This window comes from Acinetobacter sp. M5A5_2a (genome assembly GCF_053345265.1).
The window spans coordinates 1-17,757 of record NZ_JBKEZV010000018.1 but is presented as its reverse complement, the minus strand read 5'-3'; the positions used below and the strand labels follow the sequence as shown (position 1 = coordinate 17,757).

Sequence of the window (17,757 nt, the reverse complement as noted above, 5' to 3'; positions counted from 1 at the left end):
TATGAGCGGTATTTTTTAGTGGAGAATCATAATCTATTCTCCATCAGCCTCGGCAATGATCTGGCTTGCTTTTTTCAGGCTATACAGTAGTTGTCCCAAAAGAACCTCTTTATTACTTAAGGTGACCATGACCATTGGGTGATGAACAGCAGGAATAGCTGTCAAAATGGCTTTGCCATTATCTGCGTCTAGAGTGATGTTATTACAGCCTGTGAGTTGAATTTCTTTTAAAAATGCAGTCACCATTGCTAAAATTGAACTGCTGACAGCCGCCAATTTAGTGGTATTGTGGTAGTTTTTATGGCTCACTGTTGCTAATTCAAAACCATCTGAAGAGCAAATCATCACGAAATCTACACCGCGTGTATTCATCAAAATAGTATGAGCTTCACTTTTTGCGAGTTGTAGCAATTGCGTTGGTGCTGTCCGTTTTTGAGTTGGAATACTAAGCATGATTATTCCCCTGTGGTACTGACCCGACCTTAACTTCAAGTGAGGCAATTAATGACTCAACCATCATTAAAATTTGTTCTTGCTCTCGCGCATCAATGAAGAATAAGGGATAAGGCAGTTCATTTGCTTTTATCCAATTACGATATTGCTGAAGTGAGGATTCTTTATTTTCATCAATATGAGTAATACCAATCGCAATATTATCATTATAATTTTTAAAGGTTTTTAAGTAGTGATTTAGTTCGTCAATTGAGTTCGGACTATTATGATCTAATAATAAAATAATACCGATAGCACCTTCACAAATGACCGACCAGATAAAATCAAAACGGCTTTGTCCAGGTGTTCCATATAATCCAATTTTGATTCCATCATCTAGAGTAATTTCACCATAATCAATACCTACAGTAGTCTGGGTTTTCTGGTGACTTTGTACATCGGTATTGAATGCTTCTGTTTCCAGAATTGGAATCTCAGATAACGATTTAATCGCTTCTGTTTTTCCAGCCCCCATGCTGCCTGCAAAGACAATTTTATATTGCTGTATAATCATAATGTTCCCTAAAGACCAAAACGCCGTCTAATCTTCCCTATAAAGTTTTTAAAAAAATGATTGTCTATATTTGAATTTTCTAAATGAGAGCTTGGTGCGTAAGAGCATTTATTCGCAGAAACAAATCTTCCGTTATTTGCCATTACACAAGCCGTAACGAAGCGTAAGACATCGTCGATTGATAAGTTGAGTTGTTTAGCAACATCAGTAATTTTTGCACCCTGTATAAAACATGCGGAGAGTTGTAGACTCACTTTTCTATATTCTTTTTGGTAGGGCTGTGGCCAATAATCGATTTTGAAGTAACCATCAACTGAAGCTAAATTTTCAAATTCTTTTGAACACCAAATTAGGTTCCATAGCCAGTCTTGTAAGCAATAACTTTTTTTACGAGAAACCTTAGTAAAATCAGATGTTTTAGCAAAAGCAAAGTTAAAGCTCATATTGGTATGTGCTTTTTGACGAGAGGGTTCTATCCAAGCAATTTGAGCTCTGTTATCAATAATAGCTAGAGTGCCTTTATCATCAAATAAATGTAATTTAGTATTTTCTGGACTATGTAAATTTCTTATAAATTCCTCATCAATAATGAGAAGCTCAGTAGATAAATCTGGAACTATCGCAACACTATTTTGATTTAAAAATGATAATAGATTTTTTTGTAGCCACTCTAATAAAGGTTCTACTTTTTCTAGTGGCAGATACAGAGTATGTTCATAAACTTGATATCCATTTTTTGAAGGAGTTTTACTAATTTTTAAATAAGGAAACTTTTTCTTTTGAAGAATATTTTGAATATTGTCAGAGTCAAAAAAATTTTCGTTAATTAATAATAGATCAATATGATCGCTTGAAATATTAACCCAATTAATACCGTATTGATTAGATATAAAATTCCTGATTAGTATTTTTAATTCATCTGAAACTTTTGAACTTAAACCAGAAGTTGCAATATTTATGCAATGCCTATCCATAGTATCACATTAAATTTTATTGAATAAGATAGTAGTTTTAATGTGCTTTTTATAATAAATATAAAAAGCACATCTTAGATTAATTAGCTAAAGTCTAGCTCTTTTTCAAATGACTTCAACTCATGGCGAGCCATGGCCAAATTCGATTTAGTACGATCAAGCACTAAGTAAAGGAACAAATTATTATTACTTTCTAGAGGTCGAATTAAGTGGTAAGCCTTACCTAAGGTAATTAAAATATCTTCAATATTATCATTTAATTTCAATGCATTGGCGATATTTCGCTTTGCGCGAACTACTTCCGTGTTTCCAGCAGCAGCCAATTCTAAATCAATTTCCCCACCACCTTGTGTTGCAAGTGATAAACCGCTTTCTGAATCAACAAGTGCAGAAGCAATAAAACCATCAATTTCAGTTAAGCTATCTAAAGAAAGTTTAGCCATGTTTTTATCTCTCAGGATTCTAAAATTATATTTACTACTTTTTCCTAAAAGTAGTTGAAATTCATTATATTTCTGCACAATTTGAAGTCAATCAATCAAATAACGTGTGAAGTTTTAGTTTTGGGGAATAAGTGACGGAAAATGTCAGATTATAAAAAATATTATAAGATTACTTTTACATTATACTTTTAATACTGTGTTGCGGTTTACATTATATATTTTTAAATTTAGATAAAACAATTGTAATAGAATATTAATACAATATTGATTAATAAAATATGCTAATTTTAATCAAAAAAAGGGGAATAACAAATTCCCCTTTTTATAACAATGATCAAACTAAACGAGCTGTGTATAAATACAATAGAGGTAGCCCAAAATTGCTAAAGCAATGACAGGGGCAATAATCTTTGACCATGTTGGTACAGAAATTTCGGCAGCTTGTTCTTCAATATGCAAGTCATCATGATGAGGTTGGGCTTGGTGAACCATTTGGTTGAACTCCTTCATTGTTGTATCCAATGATAGCTCTTCTTGTTCCACAGGTTTAGAACCAATTAATTCATTTAGATGGTTTGTTGACCAAACCCAATCTTCTGCCTGACCTGATAAATGTTCGACTTGACCTAAAATTAATTCTTTTAGACCATTATGCCCAAAACCACCTGTTTCATCGAGCTGGTTAAGTTCTGCCAATTGCAAAGTTAAAATTTCAGAAATACTCTGTTCTAATTCTGAATTTTTTAAAGTTGACTGGTTATGCTTAGAAGTTGTTAAATGGCGAGCAACTTCCTGAATATAAAGTGGATCTGCAGCTTTAATTTCATGATAAATCTTATTGTCATCTTGGCGCCATAAACTAATCAGTTTTCCAAGCGTAAGAATATTCACTTCATCAATCAGTTTATTTTTTTCATTAACTGGATATTGATTTAAAAGCTGAGGCTTTTGAATTTTTATCTGCTCAGCAAAGTATTGGACTAAATCAAATGCCATGCTTTCTTCCTCTAAATTTAATCTAAAATTCTTAACGTTGGTTTTTTCTTGGTTGATGTTGTTTCAGCTTCTTGTACTTCTGGCTCTGCTATATTTTCTACAGGCGCTACATTGGCATATTCTTCAGGATCAAAGAATAAACCTTGCCCATTCTCACGTGCATAAATACCTAAAACTGCTTGAATAGGTACATAAATGTCTTTCGATGCCCCCCCGAAACGGGCAGAAAAAGTAATGGCTTCATTAGCAATAAGAAGTTGATGAACAGCATGAGGTACGATATTTAAAACGATCTGCCCATCTTTAACAAATTGCTGTGGAACATCTGTATGTGGCTGTGTCGCATCCACTAATAGATAAGGAGTAAGCTGGTTATCACAAATCCATTCATAGATTGCACGAGCAAGATAAGGACGTGTAGGGGTTAAATCAATAGGTTGCTCAGACATATCACACTATTCCATATTTAATAGTTCATTGTAACGGTTTTTCTCTTGAGCCGTCATTGATTTAGCAAAAGAAGGCCTCTCAAAGATACGTTTACAATACAAAAGTATCGGTCGGCAGTGCTGTTTCGGTAAATCGATTCCCATGCTATTTAGCCTTAAGAAAATAGGGGCAAGCATACAGTCCAAGATTGTGAAATTTTCAGACATAAAATAGGGAAAATGCTGAAATAGGGGAGTAAGTGAAATTAAAGTTTCACGTAATTCTTTTTGAGCTTTTTGCTTTTGTTCGACATTTAAAGAATCAGCATGCTTTAACATCTGATCTGCTAATTTGAACCAGTCGTTTTCAAGTCTCCATATATATTGACGCTGCTCTGCACGCATCATTGGCGCATCTGCGTAAAGCTTACCTTGGCGATAACGATCATCTAAATATTCAGCAATAATAGGCGCTGAAAATAATTTAAGGTTTTGCTCGACCAACATCGGCAATTGGTTATAAGGATTTAAACTTGCTAAATCTTCGTCTTCATGGTCAGTTACGATCAATTGATATTTGATTTGCTTTTCTGCTAATAAGAAACGAATCCAGTGAGAACGGAAATCATCAGCATGACTGTAAAGGGTAATCCCCTGAATAGAGGTGTTTTCGACCGACATATCACAAGACGACGTGGTTGAGTGAATCGATTAGGATACTAAAAATGCTCTAGGAAATCACGGTTCTAACGAGATAGTTTGTTTATATTTATAAGTTTGCATTTTATTGTTCTATTTTCATAATAAAAAAGCCTTGGAAAAATCCAAGGCTTTTTGTCCAACTCGATAAACGAATTAACGTTTAGAGAATTGAGGGCGCTTACGAGCTTTACGTAAACCAAGTTTCTTACGTTCAACTTCACGAGCATCACGAGTAACGAAACCAGCTTGACGAAGAACAGGTTTTAAAGTTTCGTCAGCAGCGATAAGCGCACGAGTAATACCGTGACGGATCGCGCCAGCTTGACCACCAATACCACCACCTTTAACAGTGATGTAAAGGTCAAACTTTTCAGTAACTTCTAAAAGTTCTAAAGGTTGACGAACAACCATACGAGCAGTTTCACGACCGAAATATTGCTCTAAAGTACGGTTGTTAATAACGAGTTTGCCTGTACCAGCTGACAAGAAAACACGTGCAGTTGCGGTCTTACGGCGACCTGTACCATAATTAGTAGCCATGTGCTGTATCCCTTAGATGTCCAAAACTTGTGGCTGTTGAGCAGCATGCGGATGCTCAGTACCAGCGTACACTTTCATTTTTTTGATCATTGCATAACCAAGAGGACCTTTTGGTAACATGCCTTTAACTGCTTTTTCAAGAACAGCTTCAGGCTTGTGAGCAATTAACTTCTCGAAGTTAGTCTCACGGATACCACCAGGGAAACCAGTATGGCGATAATATTTCTTATCAAGCGCTTTTTTACCAGTCACTTGAACTTGTTCAGCATTAATCACAACGATGTAATCGCCAGTGTCAACGTGAGGAGTATAAGAAGTTTTGTGCTTACCGCGTAAACGACGAGCGATTTCAGTCGCAAGGCGACCTAAAGTTTTGCCAGAAGCATCAACAACATACCAGTCATGTTGAACTTCAGCTGGCTTAGCGCTGAGAGTTTTCATTAAACCACTACCTATTATAGTTGGTTTGGACTATGGAATCTGTCCAAACAAAAGGAGCGAGCATTCTAAACGAGTTTGTTCAAAGTCACAAGAAAAATCCAGTTTAAGCCATATAATTTAATCCATAAACTGATGAATGCGGGATATGTTAAAATCAAACAAATTTTCGTTATGTGTCTGGGGTGATTGTGCTGCCTTTATATGTCACTTCCGGTGAGCCGGCTGGTATTGGTCCAGATATTTGCTTGAGCTTGGCTAAGCGAGTTGATGAACGCCCACTTGTTATTTTGGGTGACCGAGATTTATTAGAACAACGTGCTCAGAAACTCGGGATAGATATTCAATTTCTAGAATATACGGGACAAGCTGAATCATCGTCTTTAGGTGAACTTTATATAGAGCATGTACCTTTAGAAACGGCGGTTGTTAATGGGCAATTAAACTCAGCTAATGCAGCTTATGTATTAGAACAATTACGCCGCTCAGCTGATTATGCAATGTCTGGTAAAAGTGTTGGGGTCGCCACTGCTCCTGTGCAAAAGTCGGTCATTAACGATGCAGGTATTTTGTTTAGTGGACACACTGAATACTATCAAGAATTTGCAGGTGTAGAGCGTGTCGTCATGATGCTTGCAACCAAGACTTTACGTGTTGCCTTGGCTACTACACACTTGCCCTTAAGAGATGTTGCAGATGCTATTACCAAAGAGCGTTTGCATCAGGTCATTGATATTTTATTACATGATTTAAAAACTAAATTTAAGATTATGGATCCGCGCGTACTTGTTTGCGGATTAAATCCTCACGCGGGTGAAGATGGGTATTTGGGACGCGAAGAGATTGATACCATTAATCCAGTACTTGAAAGTTATCGGGCACAAGGGATAAAAATGAGCCTAAGCTTGCCTGCGGACACCTTATTTACCCCTGAGCATCTTAAAAATGCTGACGCTGTACTTGCCATGTACCATGATCAAGGTTTACCTGTGTTAAAATCACAAGGGTTTGGTGAGGCCATCAATATTACATTGGGTTTGCCATTCATCCGAACTTCGGTCGATCATGGCACGGCATTGTCTTTGGCCGGGACCGGTTTGGCAAAAAGCTCAAGTTTAAACGTCGCTGTCGATTTAGCTTTATCTTTGGCAGCGAGCTAAATTTTTCATGTTGGAAATGTTCTATGTATCAAATTAATGCCCTAAACCCGAAAGATGAAGGGCATAAAGCTCGTAAACGTTTTGGTCAAAACTTCTTACATGATCAGCGAGTCATTGCCAAAATCGTGCGCTCGGTGAATCCGCGTGCGGGTGAAAATGTTGTTGAAATTGGACCAGGTTTGGCTGCTTTAACTTCTCCTTTAATTGGGGAATGTGATGCCTTAACAGTTGTTGAGCTAGATCGTGATTTAGCGGCAGGCTTACCAGAACGCGTCCCACATCCTGAACGTTTAACGATTATAGAAGCTGATGCATTAAAATATGATTTTAGCGAACTAGTAAAAGATGGTCGACCATTACGTGTGGTTGGTAATTTACCTTATAACATTTCAACCCCATTACTTTTTCATCTCTTGGAATTTGGCAGTAAAGTTAAAGATATGCACTTTATGCTCCAAAAAGAGGTGGTTGACCGTATTACGGCTGAGCCAAACACAAAAGAATATGGTCGCTTGTCGGTAATGATTCAGTATTATTGCCAACCAACGTTTTTATTTGAAGTGCCAGCTGGCGCATTTAATCCACCCCCTAAAGTAACGAGTGCTGTTTTCCGCCTTGTTCCCTATGAACAAAAACCAATTATTGCAAAAGATGAAAAAGCTTTAGCTCGATTGGTTGGTCATGTATTTACCCAACGTCGTAAAACCCTAAGAAATAGTCTTAAAGGTATGATCGCTGAAGATGGCTTTGAAAAAGCAGGCGTTGATCCGATGGCTCGTCCGGAAACTTTAACACTTACTCAATTTGTTGCTTTAGCCGATCAAATGGTGGGATAAATGACTAAACGTTTTAATTATGTGATTGGCGATGTACAAGGGTGTTTTGAAGCTCTGAAAGCCTTACTTAAAGAAATACGTTTTGATCCAGACCAAGATTTTTTATGGTTTGCAGGTGATTTGGTTGCTCGTGGCGAAAACTCAGTAGGTGCCTTACGTTTTGTTAAAAAACTTGCTGATCGCGGTGCAGCTGCAACTGTACTCGGAAATCATGACCTGACTTTAATTGCGGGTGCACGTGGTTTAAAAGAGATTAAAGAAAAAGATCGCACACAGGATGTTATTGATGCAATTGATGGCGATGAATTAATCGACTGGTTGCGTAGACAGCCTTTATGTTTATTCCCAAACGAGCACACAATTCTTACTCATGCGGGCATACCTTGCATTTGGGATGCACAAAAAACTGCAACGCTAGCAAAAGAGGTTGAAGGAGTACTCTCACATCAAGATTTATCTGTATTGGATGCTTTTTTAGCAGAAATGTATGGTTCAAAACCCGATTTGTGGGAAGATGATCTAACAGGTTCAGCACGTTTACGTTGTATTACCAATTATCTGACTCGCATGCGTTTAACCAACGCAGAAGGAGCTTTAGAGTTCAGTTTTAAAGATGCTCTAGATGCGCCAATGCCAGAAGGCTATTTACCTTGGTTCGAATTTCCAAGTAAAGCTGCTCAGACTCATCAGATTATTTTTGGTCATTGGGCTGCATTAGAAGGTAGAAGCGTTAATGAGCAGATCCAAAATATTGATGGTGGTTGTGTTTGGGGGCGAAAATTAATGGCTTATCGCCTTGAAGACAAAGAAATCTTTGCTGTCGATAATCCTGAGCGGATCTAGAAAAAGCAATGCTTTTCATGAGCGCAAGACGAGGGTTGTACCCGAGTGAAAATAAAAAAGCCGCATAAGCGGCTTTTTTATTTTTAACTTTTATTCTACGCGAATCCAGATTTGATTACGTCCCAAAGCAGAAACACCGAGATAACCACGCATATGTAAACGGTTGCCAGTTGCGCTAAGCTTTGCTTTAAGTCCGTAAACTTTGCCCGTATTCGGATCTAAAATTTTACCGCCAGTAAAATTAAGTCCATCTGTTTGTTTTAAGCCCGTTGCAATGTCTAGACCTAAAATTGGTTTATTGGTATATGGTGCTGGGCAATTATCACAAATCTCCTTAGGGGTATAACCCGGGCGTGGCGTGACTTTAGTAACTTTTCCAGCATAAGTCCCATTTGCTTCTTTTCGTATTTCTACCTGTGCTTTGGGAGCACCTGTCTTATCATCAATTGTTTGCCAAAGACCTGTAATATCTGCTGCAAATGTAGCAGTATTGATCCCCAGTAAGAGCAGCGCTCCAATAAAAATTTTCCCCATAATTAAAAATCCTTTTAACTTTGAAAGATCATCTTATTTCGAATTGATATACCGTTCAATGTTTATTTAATCGGCTTCTTAATTAAGGTGTTCCAAGTGACAGCATTAATGTCGGCAACCAAATTGCAGTAAATACGCCATTCAAAGCCATACCAAATGCAGCATAGCGACCTGCAACTGGTCCGCGCTGCCAAGCTTGAGCTGTTCCTATGGCATGAGCAGCTAAACCTAAGGCTAAACCGGAAGCACGCTCATCATGAATGTGCTTAAGTAAAAATGGTGAAAATGCAGCGCCAATAACCCCAGATAAAATAACAATAAGGGTCACCAGTGTTTCAGGAGCATGCAATAAAGTTGCGATGTTCAGAGCGATTGGGGTGGTTACCGCACGAGTTGCAAATGCAAGAATAGTAGGTTCTGACATATGCAATAAATAAGCGAGGCCCATAGGCAAAGCAACAGCGCTAATACTTGCAAAAAGTAAAATACCAATGACCGATTTAATTGGAAGGTCATCGTAACGCATTGCAGCTAAGGGAATTGCTAAGGCTACAGTCACATACCCCAATAAATGGCTAAATAACTCATTCACATAAAGACGATATTGTTCATAAGGAACTTGTAAAACTGAAAGTAAGGCAATGACAATGAACATGCCGAAAACTAAAAGCGGAACTTGCGGAAAACGTCGGTTTAAAGGTTTTGCACACAGATAACCAATTAAGGTGATTAAAAAACCATAGAAAATCGTAAACATTTTATTCTCCTTATAACCAACGTTTTGCCATTTTTGCATAGACCCACAAAGGTATAAGGGTGCTGACTACTAAAACAAAAAGGAATAGTGGAATTTCTTTACCCATATGCACCAACATAATTAAGGAGCCAGCACAAACGGGTAAAAAAGCAAATCCACTTTCTTTCATAATTTTATTATTTGTATCAACTATCCGGAGAGGGATTTTCTTGAACTTTCTCCAGATAATCAAAATAGTGAGTAAGCTGATTAAGCCGGCTAAATTACCTAATTCTGGATGACCAAAAGCACGCATGACGATGACAGAGCCTTCACGAAAACCAATAATGAGCAGTAAAGTTGCTACCCATGCTGTCCAGTCTATACTTTTGATCTTATCCATATTTTTTATCTCTAAAAGTTTACTTATCAAGTTTTAACTGATCTGACCCTTGATTTCAAACTCCTCCAAGGGACGGCTAAATTGACTAGCACGTTCTCCTAAGATTTCCTCTAAGGGCAGTTTTGCTTGGCGAATAAGCTTTTCTAACTTATGTGGGGCAATGCGTACATCAATATGCAATAAGCCAGCATCATCATAGTGTTCAGACTGAATCACATTTAAAGCATAAAGTTGGGTGCGCAATTTGCCATAAGCAGGTTTAAGAATCAGTGAAAAATGTTGAATTTGACCCATTAAACATTCTTGCACTGCTTGTTGAAGTAATTCTAGACCAAGGCCAGCATGAGCAGAAACATAAACTCGATCTGGTACATGTGGCTCGGCATAAATGATTTTGGCTTCTTCACCACTTAAGTCAATTTTGTTGTATACCCGAAGTACTGGAGCATCTGCGCCAATCTCTTTTAATACACCTTCAACTGCTTCAATTTGATCAAGCATGTCATGGCTATTACTATCAATAACATGCAGTAATAGAGTGGCTTCAAGTGTTTCTTCAAGTGTTGCTTTGAATGATTCAACTAAATCATGTTGTAAGTTTCGTACAAAGCCTACCGTATCTGCTAACACGACAGTACCAATACCATCCCATTCCAAACGGCGTAATGTCGGATCGAGTGTTGCAAATAGTTGGTCGGCTGCGTAGACATCACTTTTCGCTAAAATATTAAATAGAGTTGATTTGCCCGCATTGGTATAACCAACTAGCGATACAGTTGGGATGGCTGCCTTTTGTCTTGCAGCACGCCCTTGTATACGGGTTTGATGTACTTTTTCTAATTTATCTTTTAATTGGGCAATACGAACACGAATGAGGCGACGATCTGTTTCCAGTTGTGTTTCACCAGGACCACGTAAGCCAATACCACCTTTTTGTTGTTCAAAGTCTGCTGACCAACCACGAATAAGACGAGTAGATAAATGCTTAAGCTGAGCAAGTTCGACTTGTAATTTACCTTCATGTGTACGGGCACGCAGCGCAAAAATATCTAAAATTAATCCTGTACGGTCAATGACTCGGCATTTTAATATTCTTTCTAAATTTCGTTCTTGAGCGGGTGACAAAGCATGATCAAAAATCACCAGACTTACTTCTAGTTCCTGAACTCGCTCTGCAATTTCTTCAACTTTCCCTGAACCAATAAAAAATTTAGGATTGGGTTTATTTCGCTGAACCTTAATATGTTCAAGGATATCTGCACCAGCAGACTGTGCAAGTAGAGCAAACTCTTCGGCATCCAGATCATCTAATAATTGTACAGAAACACTCACTAAAATTGTGCGTTCACCGCCTTGATGCCGATCAACATATTCCACGTGGCTATAAATCCTGAAAATGGGAAAACTTTATTCTAGATGAAACTTAAGCAAAAGGGGAAAGCGTTTGTTCTTATCCTTTAGATTAGTTAAATGTAGTTAGAGATGTCTGAATTTATTTTATTTCCCGTTCTCTATCATCAATGCAAGTTTATTCTGAAACGTATAGAATGCTCGAGATGGGTATAACAATGATTGATCGTTAGTGAAATTTTATGGCTCAAACGCAAAGTATAGTTAATTCAACGTTAAAGAAATTATCAAAAATAGGTTTATACGGAAAAAAAGTCACTTCTGCCACGGCTGCAATTAGTGAAGGTTTTTATTTAGTTTATCGACATGGCCTTTATAAAGATCCTAATAATCCGGTTAATACACGCTATGTCCAATATTTTTGCCGCCGTTTATGTCAGGTTTTTAACTTAGATGTAGAAGTACACGGAACAATTCCTCGAGAACCTGCTCTTTGGGTAAGTAATCATATTTCCTGGCTAGATGTTGCTGTTTTAGGTTCAGGTGCTCGAGTTTTCTTCCTTGCTAAAGCTGAAATTGAAAATTGGCCCATTTTCGGGAATTTAGCTAAAGGCGGTGGAACTTTATTTATTAAGCGTGGGTCTGGGGACTCCGTTAGAATCCGTGAGCAAATTACCGAATTTTTAAAACAAAATATTCCTGTACTATTTTTCCCTGAAGCGACTACCACCGATGGGCATTCTGTGAAGAAAGTACATGGCCGTTTACTCGGGGCTGCTATTGAGGCCCAACGTCCAGTACAGGTATGTTTAATTTGTTATGTAAACCGTTATGGACAATTAGATACAGTTGCTCCATTCATTGGTGAGATGTCTTTTGCAGAACATATTCAACGCGTACTTGAAATGCCGAAAGTAACAGCTCATTTGTTAACTTTGCCACCAATTTCAGTGGAAGGGCATGATGTGAAAAGTTTAACAAATGAAGTTCAAGAAAAAATGGTAGAAGGCTTGGCTCAACTACATCAGAAAGTACTTAAGCCAAAAAATTAATTACATGAATCCTTCGATTGGCAGCCATGAAAGAAACTTCATGCCTGCCTTTTGCCACCATTTCATCTCGGGTTCTTGTTTATAAATTAAGGGACCATGTGAAGTCTCTTGCTGCCAATAAATATGATTATTAGCGTCGAGCTTTAGCTTATAAGCAAATTTGTTTAAATTTTCATCCATCGTGTGGTGAATTGTCTTAGCCAATGATGGACTATCCAAAATTACGCCAATTTCAGTATTCAAATAAGCTGAGCGTGGATCAAAATTAAATGAACCAATAAAAACCTGCTCATCTAAAGCCATAAGTTTAGTATGCAAGCTTGAGCGGCTTAATCCCTTCATATTCACTTTTGCTTTAGTTGCTAGCTCATCTGTATTTTTATTTAAATCTCTTTTATCGGGTGTGGGTAAAAACTCATAAAGTTGTACGCCGTTTTTAAGAAGTTCTTTACGATACTTTCCATAAAAGGCATGAACGACAGCAACGTCATTTGCTTTAAATGAGTTCGTTAAGACTCGAACCTCAACACCTTCTTTGGCAAGAGTACTTAAAATCTTGGCGCCTTGCTTTTCTGGAATAAAATAAGCTGAAATCAAATCAACATTACTTTCCGGTTTTTCTAGATGGTTAATTAACTGGAAATTAAGGTGTTCTTCTTTTTTAGCCTTTGATTTGATTTTATCGGGCGAGTCTTTTACGACTTCGGCTTTGACCCAGTCGAATTGAATATTGCGATTTAACCATTCATCAAATGCATGTGATTTTGCGGTTAAGTTTAGAAAGTTTTGAACTGTCGCCTGTTGGTAGTGAGCTTCGAGTTGCTCTTTTAATCCTTCATAACGTAGACGATGTTGCTCTGGACTTACGATACTTTGAACTGAATATGCATATTCATGATTCCAGTAGTCATCAAACGAATTCACAATATCATCAACAGCAGCACCAACTAGCATCACATCGACATCAGAGAATTGATAACTATCACTTACATTGTAATATTGATTTGTCATGTTTCGTCCGCCAATAAGAGCAACCTCATTGTCGGCAATAAAACTTTTATTATGCATACGACGATTGATACGTTTTAAATCAAGAACCATATCCATCGCGCGATATTTACGAAAACGGTAGGGGTTAAAAAGCTTAACTTCAATATTTTTATGCTGAGAAAGGGCAAGCAAAATCCCTTCTATTTTTTTTGCATTATTATCATCAATAAGAAGTCGGACTTTTACCCCGCGATCAGCTGCTCGAATAATCGCGTGTAACGCCAAAGCACCAACTTTGTCATTGTCCCAAATGTAATATTGTAAATCTAATGTCTTTTCGGCTTTATCAATTAATCTTAGGCGGGCTGCTAGAGCCTCCAACGGATCATTTAATATGTGAAAACCCGTTAGTTTTGGGTTTTGCTGACGTAAGGGGGTAATCAGTTTGGCAAGTGAGGTCTCAGAAGTATCAATATCTTTTGCATATTGTACTGGTTCAACACCATGTTTTGGCAGAGTACTACATCCTGTCAAACCCACAGCAAAACTAGAACATAGGACTATAGAGGCTTTTATCAAAAAGCCTTTAGCTTGTTGATTCGTTTGAAGCTGTTTGGAATGAATGGATTGTGCCATAATCAGTACATACGATAACGTGAGCTAGAGTATAATTCGTGCATATTGAAAGATAAATATTGAATTTGATTACTAGCAATCAATATAAGATAAGTCGAGAGTCGTAATGTGGAATCCAAATTCAATTATTTTTTGTTTTTACTTTATATTTTCAATACTTGCTTTATGGGGGATTTCTGAAGCTTGGATTCATCAATCTCGAACCGAGACGATTCATCCATTTAAAGCTTTTGTCCATTTACTCGCATTTTATCTCTCTTATCTACTTATTCCTCTCTGGTTTTTTAATTTATACGCTGCTTGGACTGGTTACTATTCAATTCATCAAGGTATTTTTATCTTTTTCTTAAGTGGCATTTTAATTTATGCCCGATTTATTGAACCTCATCTAGTACGTGTCGATACACATCAATATCGGTTAAATCCAGATCGAAGTTTTAATAAACCAGTAAAAGTAGCGTTAATTGCTGATTTACATATTGGCTTATTTTCAGGGCATGAGCGCCAACTAAAAACAATAGTTAAAAAATTAAATGAACAGCAACCTGATTTAGTGGTTGTGGCAGGTGACTGGACATATGAGCCAGAAAATAGACTAATTCAAGAATTGAGTGTTTTAAAAGAAATTCAGGCACCTGTTTACTCTGTTCCTGGAAACCATGATGAGCAATATCCAGGACCACCTATCCAACAATTATTAAAAGATGCCTTGTTTTATAATGAAGTTGTCGATATTGAAGGCAAAATAGTTGATTTTGAAGAATTCCGTTTGATTGGTATTGGTGATCTCTGGGCTGGAAAAACCGACATGCGTTCGATGCCAGATTTACCACAAGACAAGCCTTGGTTAATTCTTTCCCATAATCCCGATACGGTAGACATGGTGCCTAAATTGCCGAATCGACCATTAATGTTATCTGGGCATACACATGGAGGGCAGGTTGAGCTTCCATGGCTTACCACCTATATTATGAAAAAAGTGTCAATTTTAGGTCATAAACGTGGATTTTACTCTCACGAACATGCCGATGTTTTTGTGACAGTTGGCACAGGAATGGTCGGTATCCCTTTACGTTTTAGAGTGCCGCCAACAATTGATATTATTGAGTTAGTTTAAAATAAAAAAGCCAACCACAGAGGATTGGCTTTTTTATAAATTGAAAATTATGGAATAACAACAATGGCAACACGTCGGTTAATCGCACGATTTTCATTGGTTGTATTTGGAACATAGGGCTGCGTTGAACCGCGACCAATCACATAGATATTTTCTTGCTTAAACCCGCGAGCTAAGAAAAGGTTTGCCACACTTTGTGCTCGCTCTTCAGACAGCTTTTGATTATAAGCAGCATCGCCAACATCATCAGTATGACCAACAATTTTCAATTTATTAAGATCATATTTATTCAATTGAGATGCTAGACGCACTAACTCAGCTTCATGGCTCTGTTTTAACTCTGCATTATTAAAGTCAAACAACAAACGTTCTGGTAAACCTAAAGTCCATCCTTCATTTGTAAGCACAAAACCTTCTTTTTTGAGCAATTTTACCTGACGATATTTTAATGGCCCAAAACTCAGGCACCCTGCAAGAGTAATGCATAGCAATGCAATAAAGGAGAGTTTTAAAGATCTTGTATTCATAGATTAGCCTAAATTTAATTTTCAGGTTTATAGATAAACCAGCGTTCATCCGAATTTTTAGCCTTATACATTGCCTGATCTGCTTGCATAATGAAATCTTCGGGGCTAGATGCAAATTGTGATAAAGCAATACCCACACTAAAACTGAAGTAAATGGTTTGACCATTCAGATGCAAAGGTTCTTTACAGCTTTCGAGTAAATTTTCAGCAATAGATATTAAATGATCAGCATGACTAATGGAATGCAAAATGACAGCAAATTCGTCGCCACCTAAACGCGCAATAAAATCTTGATGACGTAAACGGGTTTGCAAGCGATTCGCCATTTCTTTCAAAACTTCATCTCCAGCCAAATGTCCAAACTGGTCATTAATCGCTTTGAAGTTATTGTTATCTATAAATAATAAAGCAGATTTGTTATCAAACCCCTTATCTTCAAACATATCTAAAAGAATTTGATAAAAATAATGTCTATTAGGTAATAAGGTGAGCTGATCGTGATGAGCCTGAAATGACAATTTACGATTTTCTTTTTGTAATTGATTGTCCCATATCTGAATTTCTTCAAGTAACTCATTAAAAACAGTATTTAAATCTTGAAATTCTTTAATTCGATTATAAGGGAACCGAAGATTATAAGCTTTTTGCTCACTTACAATTTGAGCAATATTGGTAAGTGGATAAATAGCCTGCATAATTTGGCGATAAGTTAAGTTTACTGACCACCACAAAGCGCAAACAATAAACAACATCGCAATTGCGAGCCCTACCATAATCATTTTTAGGAACTGCAAGATTTTTTCTGAACTACCAAACAGGGTTAATTCACCTACATTTTGTTCGTGATGATAAATTGTAAGATGAACGGGTTCATTTAAAAACCAATGATCAAACCACCCCTCTAAAATTGAAGTCTGACTTGATAATTTAAAACTTTGTGCAATTAAATGATGTTCTGAATCATAAATATGAATAGTACGGATTGAATGATCATTCGTATATTCATTCAAAATTTGCTCTATCGTAATTTTGTCATTAAATACAACTGCTGGTTGAATACGTTCGAGCAGGGTATGGCTGAGCAATTGTAAATTTTGCTTAGCATAGGTTTCCATTGTAAAAACAGAAATCGATACAAAGGTAAAAGAACAAATAAAGAACGTAATTGCAAAAATCGTAAATTGAGACTTTCTAAATAAAGCATGCAGAGACGTGGACTGATACAACTTAGATATCATAATCCTTACTCCGCATTCTTAGCCAAGAGCAATACTCTCGGATCGATATGAACTTTGGAGTGACTTAAAGCATCTAAGTTAACTTTAAAGGTAGTGTAATTATTTTGATTATATAAACAAAAGATACTTCCTATTTCACAGTCTGAATTATTGATGCTTAAAGAAAGTAAAGAACGATAAGGATAATTCTGAATAAGGCTTTGTTGCTGCTGTGGAGAAGTAGTAGAAAAATAAACAGCCTGACAATGTGACCGTGCAAAATCTTTCGCGTTTACAGTTTGAACACGATAATTATAAGACATTTGCTGGATATAAGATTGAAAGGTAGATGTAATGGAGGGATTATCAATAATACAAAGAGTAGGAGTATTTACATTCTCCCACTTACTGTAGCTTAGAATAGATAAAGTAAGCACATAGAAGTTATGTTTTGAATTGGCATAACAAGGCCCACTCGTAGCAAACACTACAAGTATGCAAACAAATACTTTCTTAGCGAACTGCCACATGGTGAGTTAATGCCAAACTATTGCACGAATGATCTATTCTACATGAAGTTGATAAAGTAAAAAAAGTTTAATATCTCATCTAAGGTTGACTGATATGCCTAAAAAAGAGGCATATATATCACTTTTTTCGTAAAATAGTAGAAAAAAGCGGCACTCAAAAGAAAAAGGCTGAAATACCCCTTGCAAAGGGTTGTTAATCCTCTATAATGCACATCCATCGGCGGTGATGCAGATAAGAACTTGTTGAAAAACAGTTACTTGGAATTGAGTTGATTACTTTAAGTGATGAATTTGATGAG

General features: G+C 37.0%; 22 protein-coding genes. 5 read left to right on the top strand and 17 right to left on the bottom strand.

The window, feature by feature from the left end:
- Positions 1–33: 33 nt before the first annotated feature.
- The 9 genes from ACLBWE_RS18920 to rplM all read right to left on the bottom strand — a co-directional run bounded on the left by ACLBWE_RS18920 (position 34) and on the right by rplM (position 5,530).
- Positions 34–453 carry a roadblock/LC7 domain-containing protein gene (locus tag ACLBWE_RS18920; RefSeq protein ID WP_017387727.1) on the bottom strand — a complete coding sequence of 140 codons (420 nt, stop codon included), beginning with the start codon at positions 451–453 and terminating at the stop codon, positions 34–36.
- Positions 446–1,006 carry a GTP-binding protein gene (locus ACLBWE_RS18915; RefSeq protein ID WP_447604257.1) on the bottom strand — a complete coding sequence of 187 codons (561 nt, stop codon included), beginning with the start codon at positions 1,004–1,006 and terminating at the stop codon, positions 446–448. Before ACLBWE_RS18915 ends, ACLBWE_RS18920 begins: the two co-directional genes overlap by 8 nt.
- An 8-nt stretch (positions 1,007–1,014) precedes the next feature.
- A complete protein-coding gene (locus tag ACLBWE_RS18910) occupies positions 1,015–1,980 on the bottom strand; it encodes a hypothetical protein (protein ID WP_447604256.1) in 966 nt (321 codons plus the stop codon).
- Between the two features lie 83 nt (positions 1,981–2,063).
- Complete coding sequence (locus ACLBWE_RS18905; protein ID WP_017387724.1) at positions 2,064–2,423, bottom strand: hypothetical protein; 360 nt, start codon at positions 2,421–2,423, stop codon at positions 2,064–2,066.
- 339 nt (positions 2,424–2,762) lie between these two features.
- The gene (locus tag ACLBWE_RS18900) at positions 2,763–3,419 is read right to left on the bottom strand and encodes a hypothetical protein (protein WP_447604255.1); all 657 of its coding nucleotides are present in this window, start codon (positions 3,417–3,419) and stop codon (positions 2,763–2,765) included.
- Positions 3,420–3,436: 17 nt separating this feature from the next.
- Entirely contained in the window at positions 3,437–3,868 is a 432-nt protein-coding gene (locus tag ACLBWE_RS18895; RefSeq protein ID WP_004638692.1) for a ClpXP protease specificity-enhancing factor, read from the bottom strand.
- Positions 3,869–3,874: 6 nt separating this feature from the next.
- Positions 3,875–4,528 carry a glutathione S-transferase N-terminal domain-containing protein gene (locus ACLBWE_RS18890; protein ID WP_004638694.1) on the bottom strand — a complete coding sequence of 218 codons (654 nt, stop codon included), beginning with the start codon at positions 4,526–4,528 and terminating at the stop codon, positions 3,875–3,877.
- Between the two features lie 174 nt (positions 4,529–4,702).
- Entirely contained in the window at positions 4,703–5,089 is a 387-nt protein-coding gene (gene rpsI, locus ACLBWE_RS18885) for a 30S ribosomal protein S9 (protein ID WP_002048725.1), read from the bottom strand.
- Positions 5,090–5,101: 12 nt separating this feature from the next.
- Positions 5,102–5,530, bottom strand: a complete 429-nt coding sequence (rplM, locus tag ACLBWE_RS18880; RefSeq protein WP_003656097.1) for a 50S ribosomal protein L13 — start codon at positions 5,528–5,530, stop codon at positions 5,102–5,104.
- A gap of 173 nt (positions 5,531–5,703) precedes the next feature.
- Here rplM and pdxA point away from each other — a divergent pair, with 173 nt between their 5' ends.
- The 3 genes from pdxA to ACLBWE_RS18865 are packed head-to-tail and all read left to right on the top strand — an operon-like array spanning position 5,704 to position 8,366.
- Positions 5,704–6,687 (top strand): 4-hydroxythreonine-4-phosphate dehydrogenase PdxA, encoded by a 984-nt coding sequence (gene pdxA / locus ACLBWE_RS18875; RefSeq protein WP_447604254.1) that lies wholly within the window; start codon positions 5,704–5,706, stop codon positions 6,685–6,687.
- 23 nt (positions 6,688–6,710) lie between these two features.
- On the top strand, positions 6,711–7,523 hold the full coding sequence (gene rsmA, locus ACLBWE_RS18870) for a 16S rRNA (adenine(1518)-N(6)/adenine(1519)-N(6))-dimethyltransferase RsmA (RefSeq protein WP_003656092.1): 813 nt from the start codon (positions 6,711–6,713) through the stop codon (positions 7,521–7,523).
- Positions 7,524–8,366 carry a symmetrical bis(5'-nucleosyl)-tetraphosphatase gene (locus tag ACLBWE_RS18865; protein ID WP_045437828.1) on the top strand — a complete coding sequence of 281 codons (843 nt, stop codon included), beginning with the start codon at positions 7,524–7,526 and terminating at the stop codon, positions 8,364–8,366. It abuts the gene before it with no gap.
- Between the two features lie 90 nt (positions 8,367–8,456).
- Here ACLBWE_RS18865 and ACLBWE_RS18860 read toward each other — a convergent pair whose 3' ends face one another.
- The 4 genes from ACLBWE_RS18860 to hflX form a co-directional block, all read right to left on the bottom strand.
- Positions 8,457–8,900, bottom strand: a complete 444-nt coding sequence (locus tag ACLBWE_RS18860) for a DUF2147 domain-containing protein (protein ID WP_045437826.1) — start codon at positions 8,898–8,900, stop codon at positions 8,457–8,459.
- An 82-nt stretch (positions 8,901–8,982) separates the two neighbouring features.
- A complete protein-coding gene (locus ACLBWE_RS18855; protein ID WP_198497220.1) occupies positions 8,983–9,657 on the bottom strand; it encodes an LrgB family protein in 675 nt (224 codons plus the stop codon).
- 10 nt (positions 9,658–9,667) lie between these two features.
- Positions 9,668–10,039 carry a hypothetical protein gene (locus tag ACLBWE_RS18850; RefSeq protein WP_447604253.1) on the bottom strand — a complete coding sequence of 124 codons (372 nt, stop codon included), beginning with the start codon at positions 10,037–10,039 and terminating at the stop codon, positions 9,668–9,670.
- 33 nt (positions 10,040–10,072) lie between these two features.
- Positions 10,073–11,416, bottom strand: a complete 1,344-nt coding sequence (hflX, locus tag ACLBWE_RS18845; protein WP_447604252.1) for a ribosome rescue GTPase HflX — start codon at positions 11,414–11,416, stop codon at positions 10,073–10,075.
- Between the two features lie 215 nt (positions 11,417–11,631).
- Between hflX and ACLBWE_RS18840 the strand changes: the two genes are divergently transcribed.
- Complete coding sequence (locus ACLBWE_RS18840; RefSeq protein WP_005043363.1) at positions 11,632–12,441, top strand: lysophospholipid acyltransferase family protein; 810 nt, start codon at positions 11,632–11,634, stop codon at positions 12,439–12,441.
- On the opposite strand, the gene ACLBWE_RS18835 is transcribed toward ACLBWE_RS18840, so the two are convergent.
- The gene (locus ACLBWE_RS18835; protein WP_447604251.1) at positions 12,442–14,067 is read right to left on the bottom strand and encodes a phospholipase D-like domain-containing protein; all 1,626 of its coding nucleotides are present in this window, start codon (positions 14,065–14,067) and stop codon (positions 12,442–12,444) included.
- Between the two features lie 106 nt (positions 14,068–14,173).
- Between ACLBWE_RS18835 and ACLBWE_RS18830 the strand changes: the two genes are divergently transcribed.
- Positions 14,174–15,184: a metallophosphoesterase gene (locus ACLBWE_RS18830; RefSeq protein WP_447604250.1), complete on the top strand. Its 1,011-nt coding sequence runs from the start codon at positions 14,174–14,176 to the stop codon at positions 15,182–15,184.
- 47 nt (positions 15,185–15,231) lie between these two features.
- Here ACLBWE_RS18830 and ACLBWE_RS18825 read toward each other — a convergent pair whose 3' ends face one another.
- Genes ACLBWE_RS18825 through ACLBWE_RS18815 form a run of 3 tightly spaced genes read right to left on the bottom strand, consistent with a single transcriptional unit; the run spans position 15,232 to position 17,458 of the window.
- The gene (locus ACLBWE_RS18825; RefSeq protein ID WP_004638723.1) at positions 15,232–15,711 is read right to left on the bottom strand and encodes an OmpA family protein; all 480 of its coding nucleotides are present in this window, start codon (positions 15,709–15,711) and stop codon (positions 15,232–15,234) included.
- A gap of 14 nt (positions 15,712–15,725) precedes the next feature.
- Positions 15,726–16,949 carry a diguanylate cyclase domain-containing protein gene (locus ACLBWE_RS18820; protein WP_005043367.1) on the bottom strand — a complete coding sequence of 408 codons (1,224 nt, stop codon included), beginning with the start codon at positions 16,947–16,949 and terminating at the stop codon, positions 15,726–15,728.
- A gap of 5 nt (positions 16,950–16,954) precedes the next feature.
- Positions 16,955–17,458: a YfiR family protein gene (locus ACLBWE_RS18815; RefSeq protein ID WP_092710839.1), complete on the bottom strand. Its 504-nt coding sequence runs from the start codon at positions 17,456–17,458 to the stop codon at positions 16,955–16,957.
- Positions 17,459–17,757: the final 299 nt, after the last annotated feature.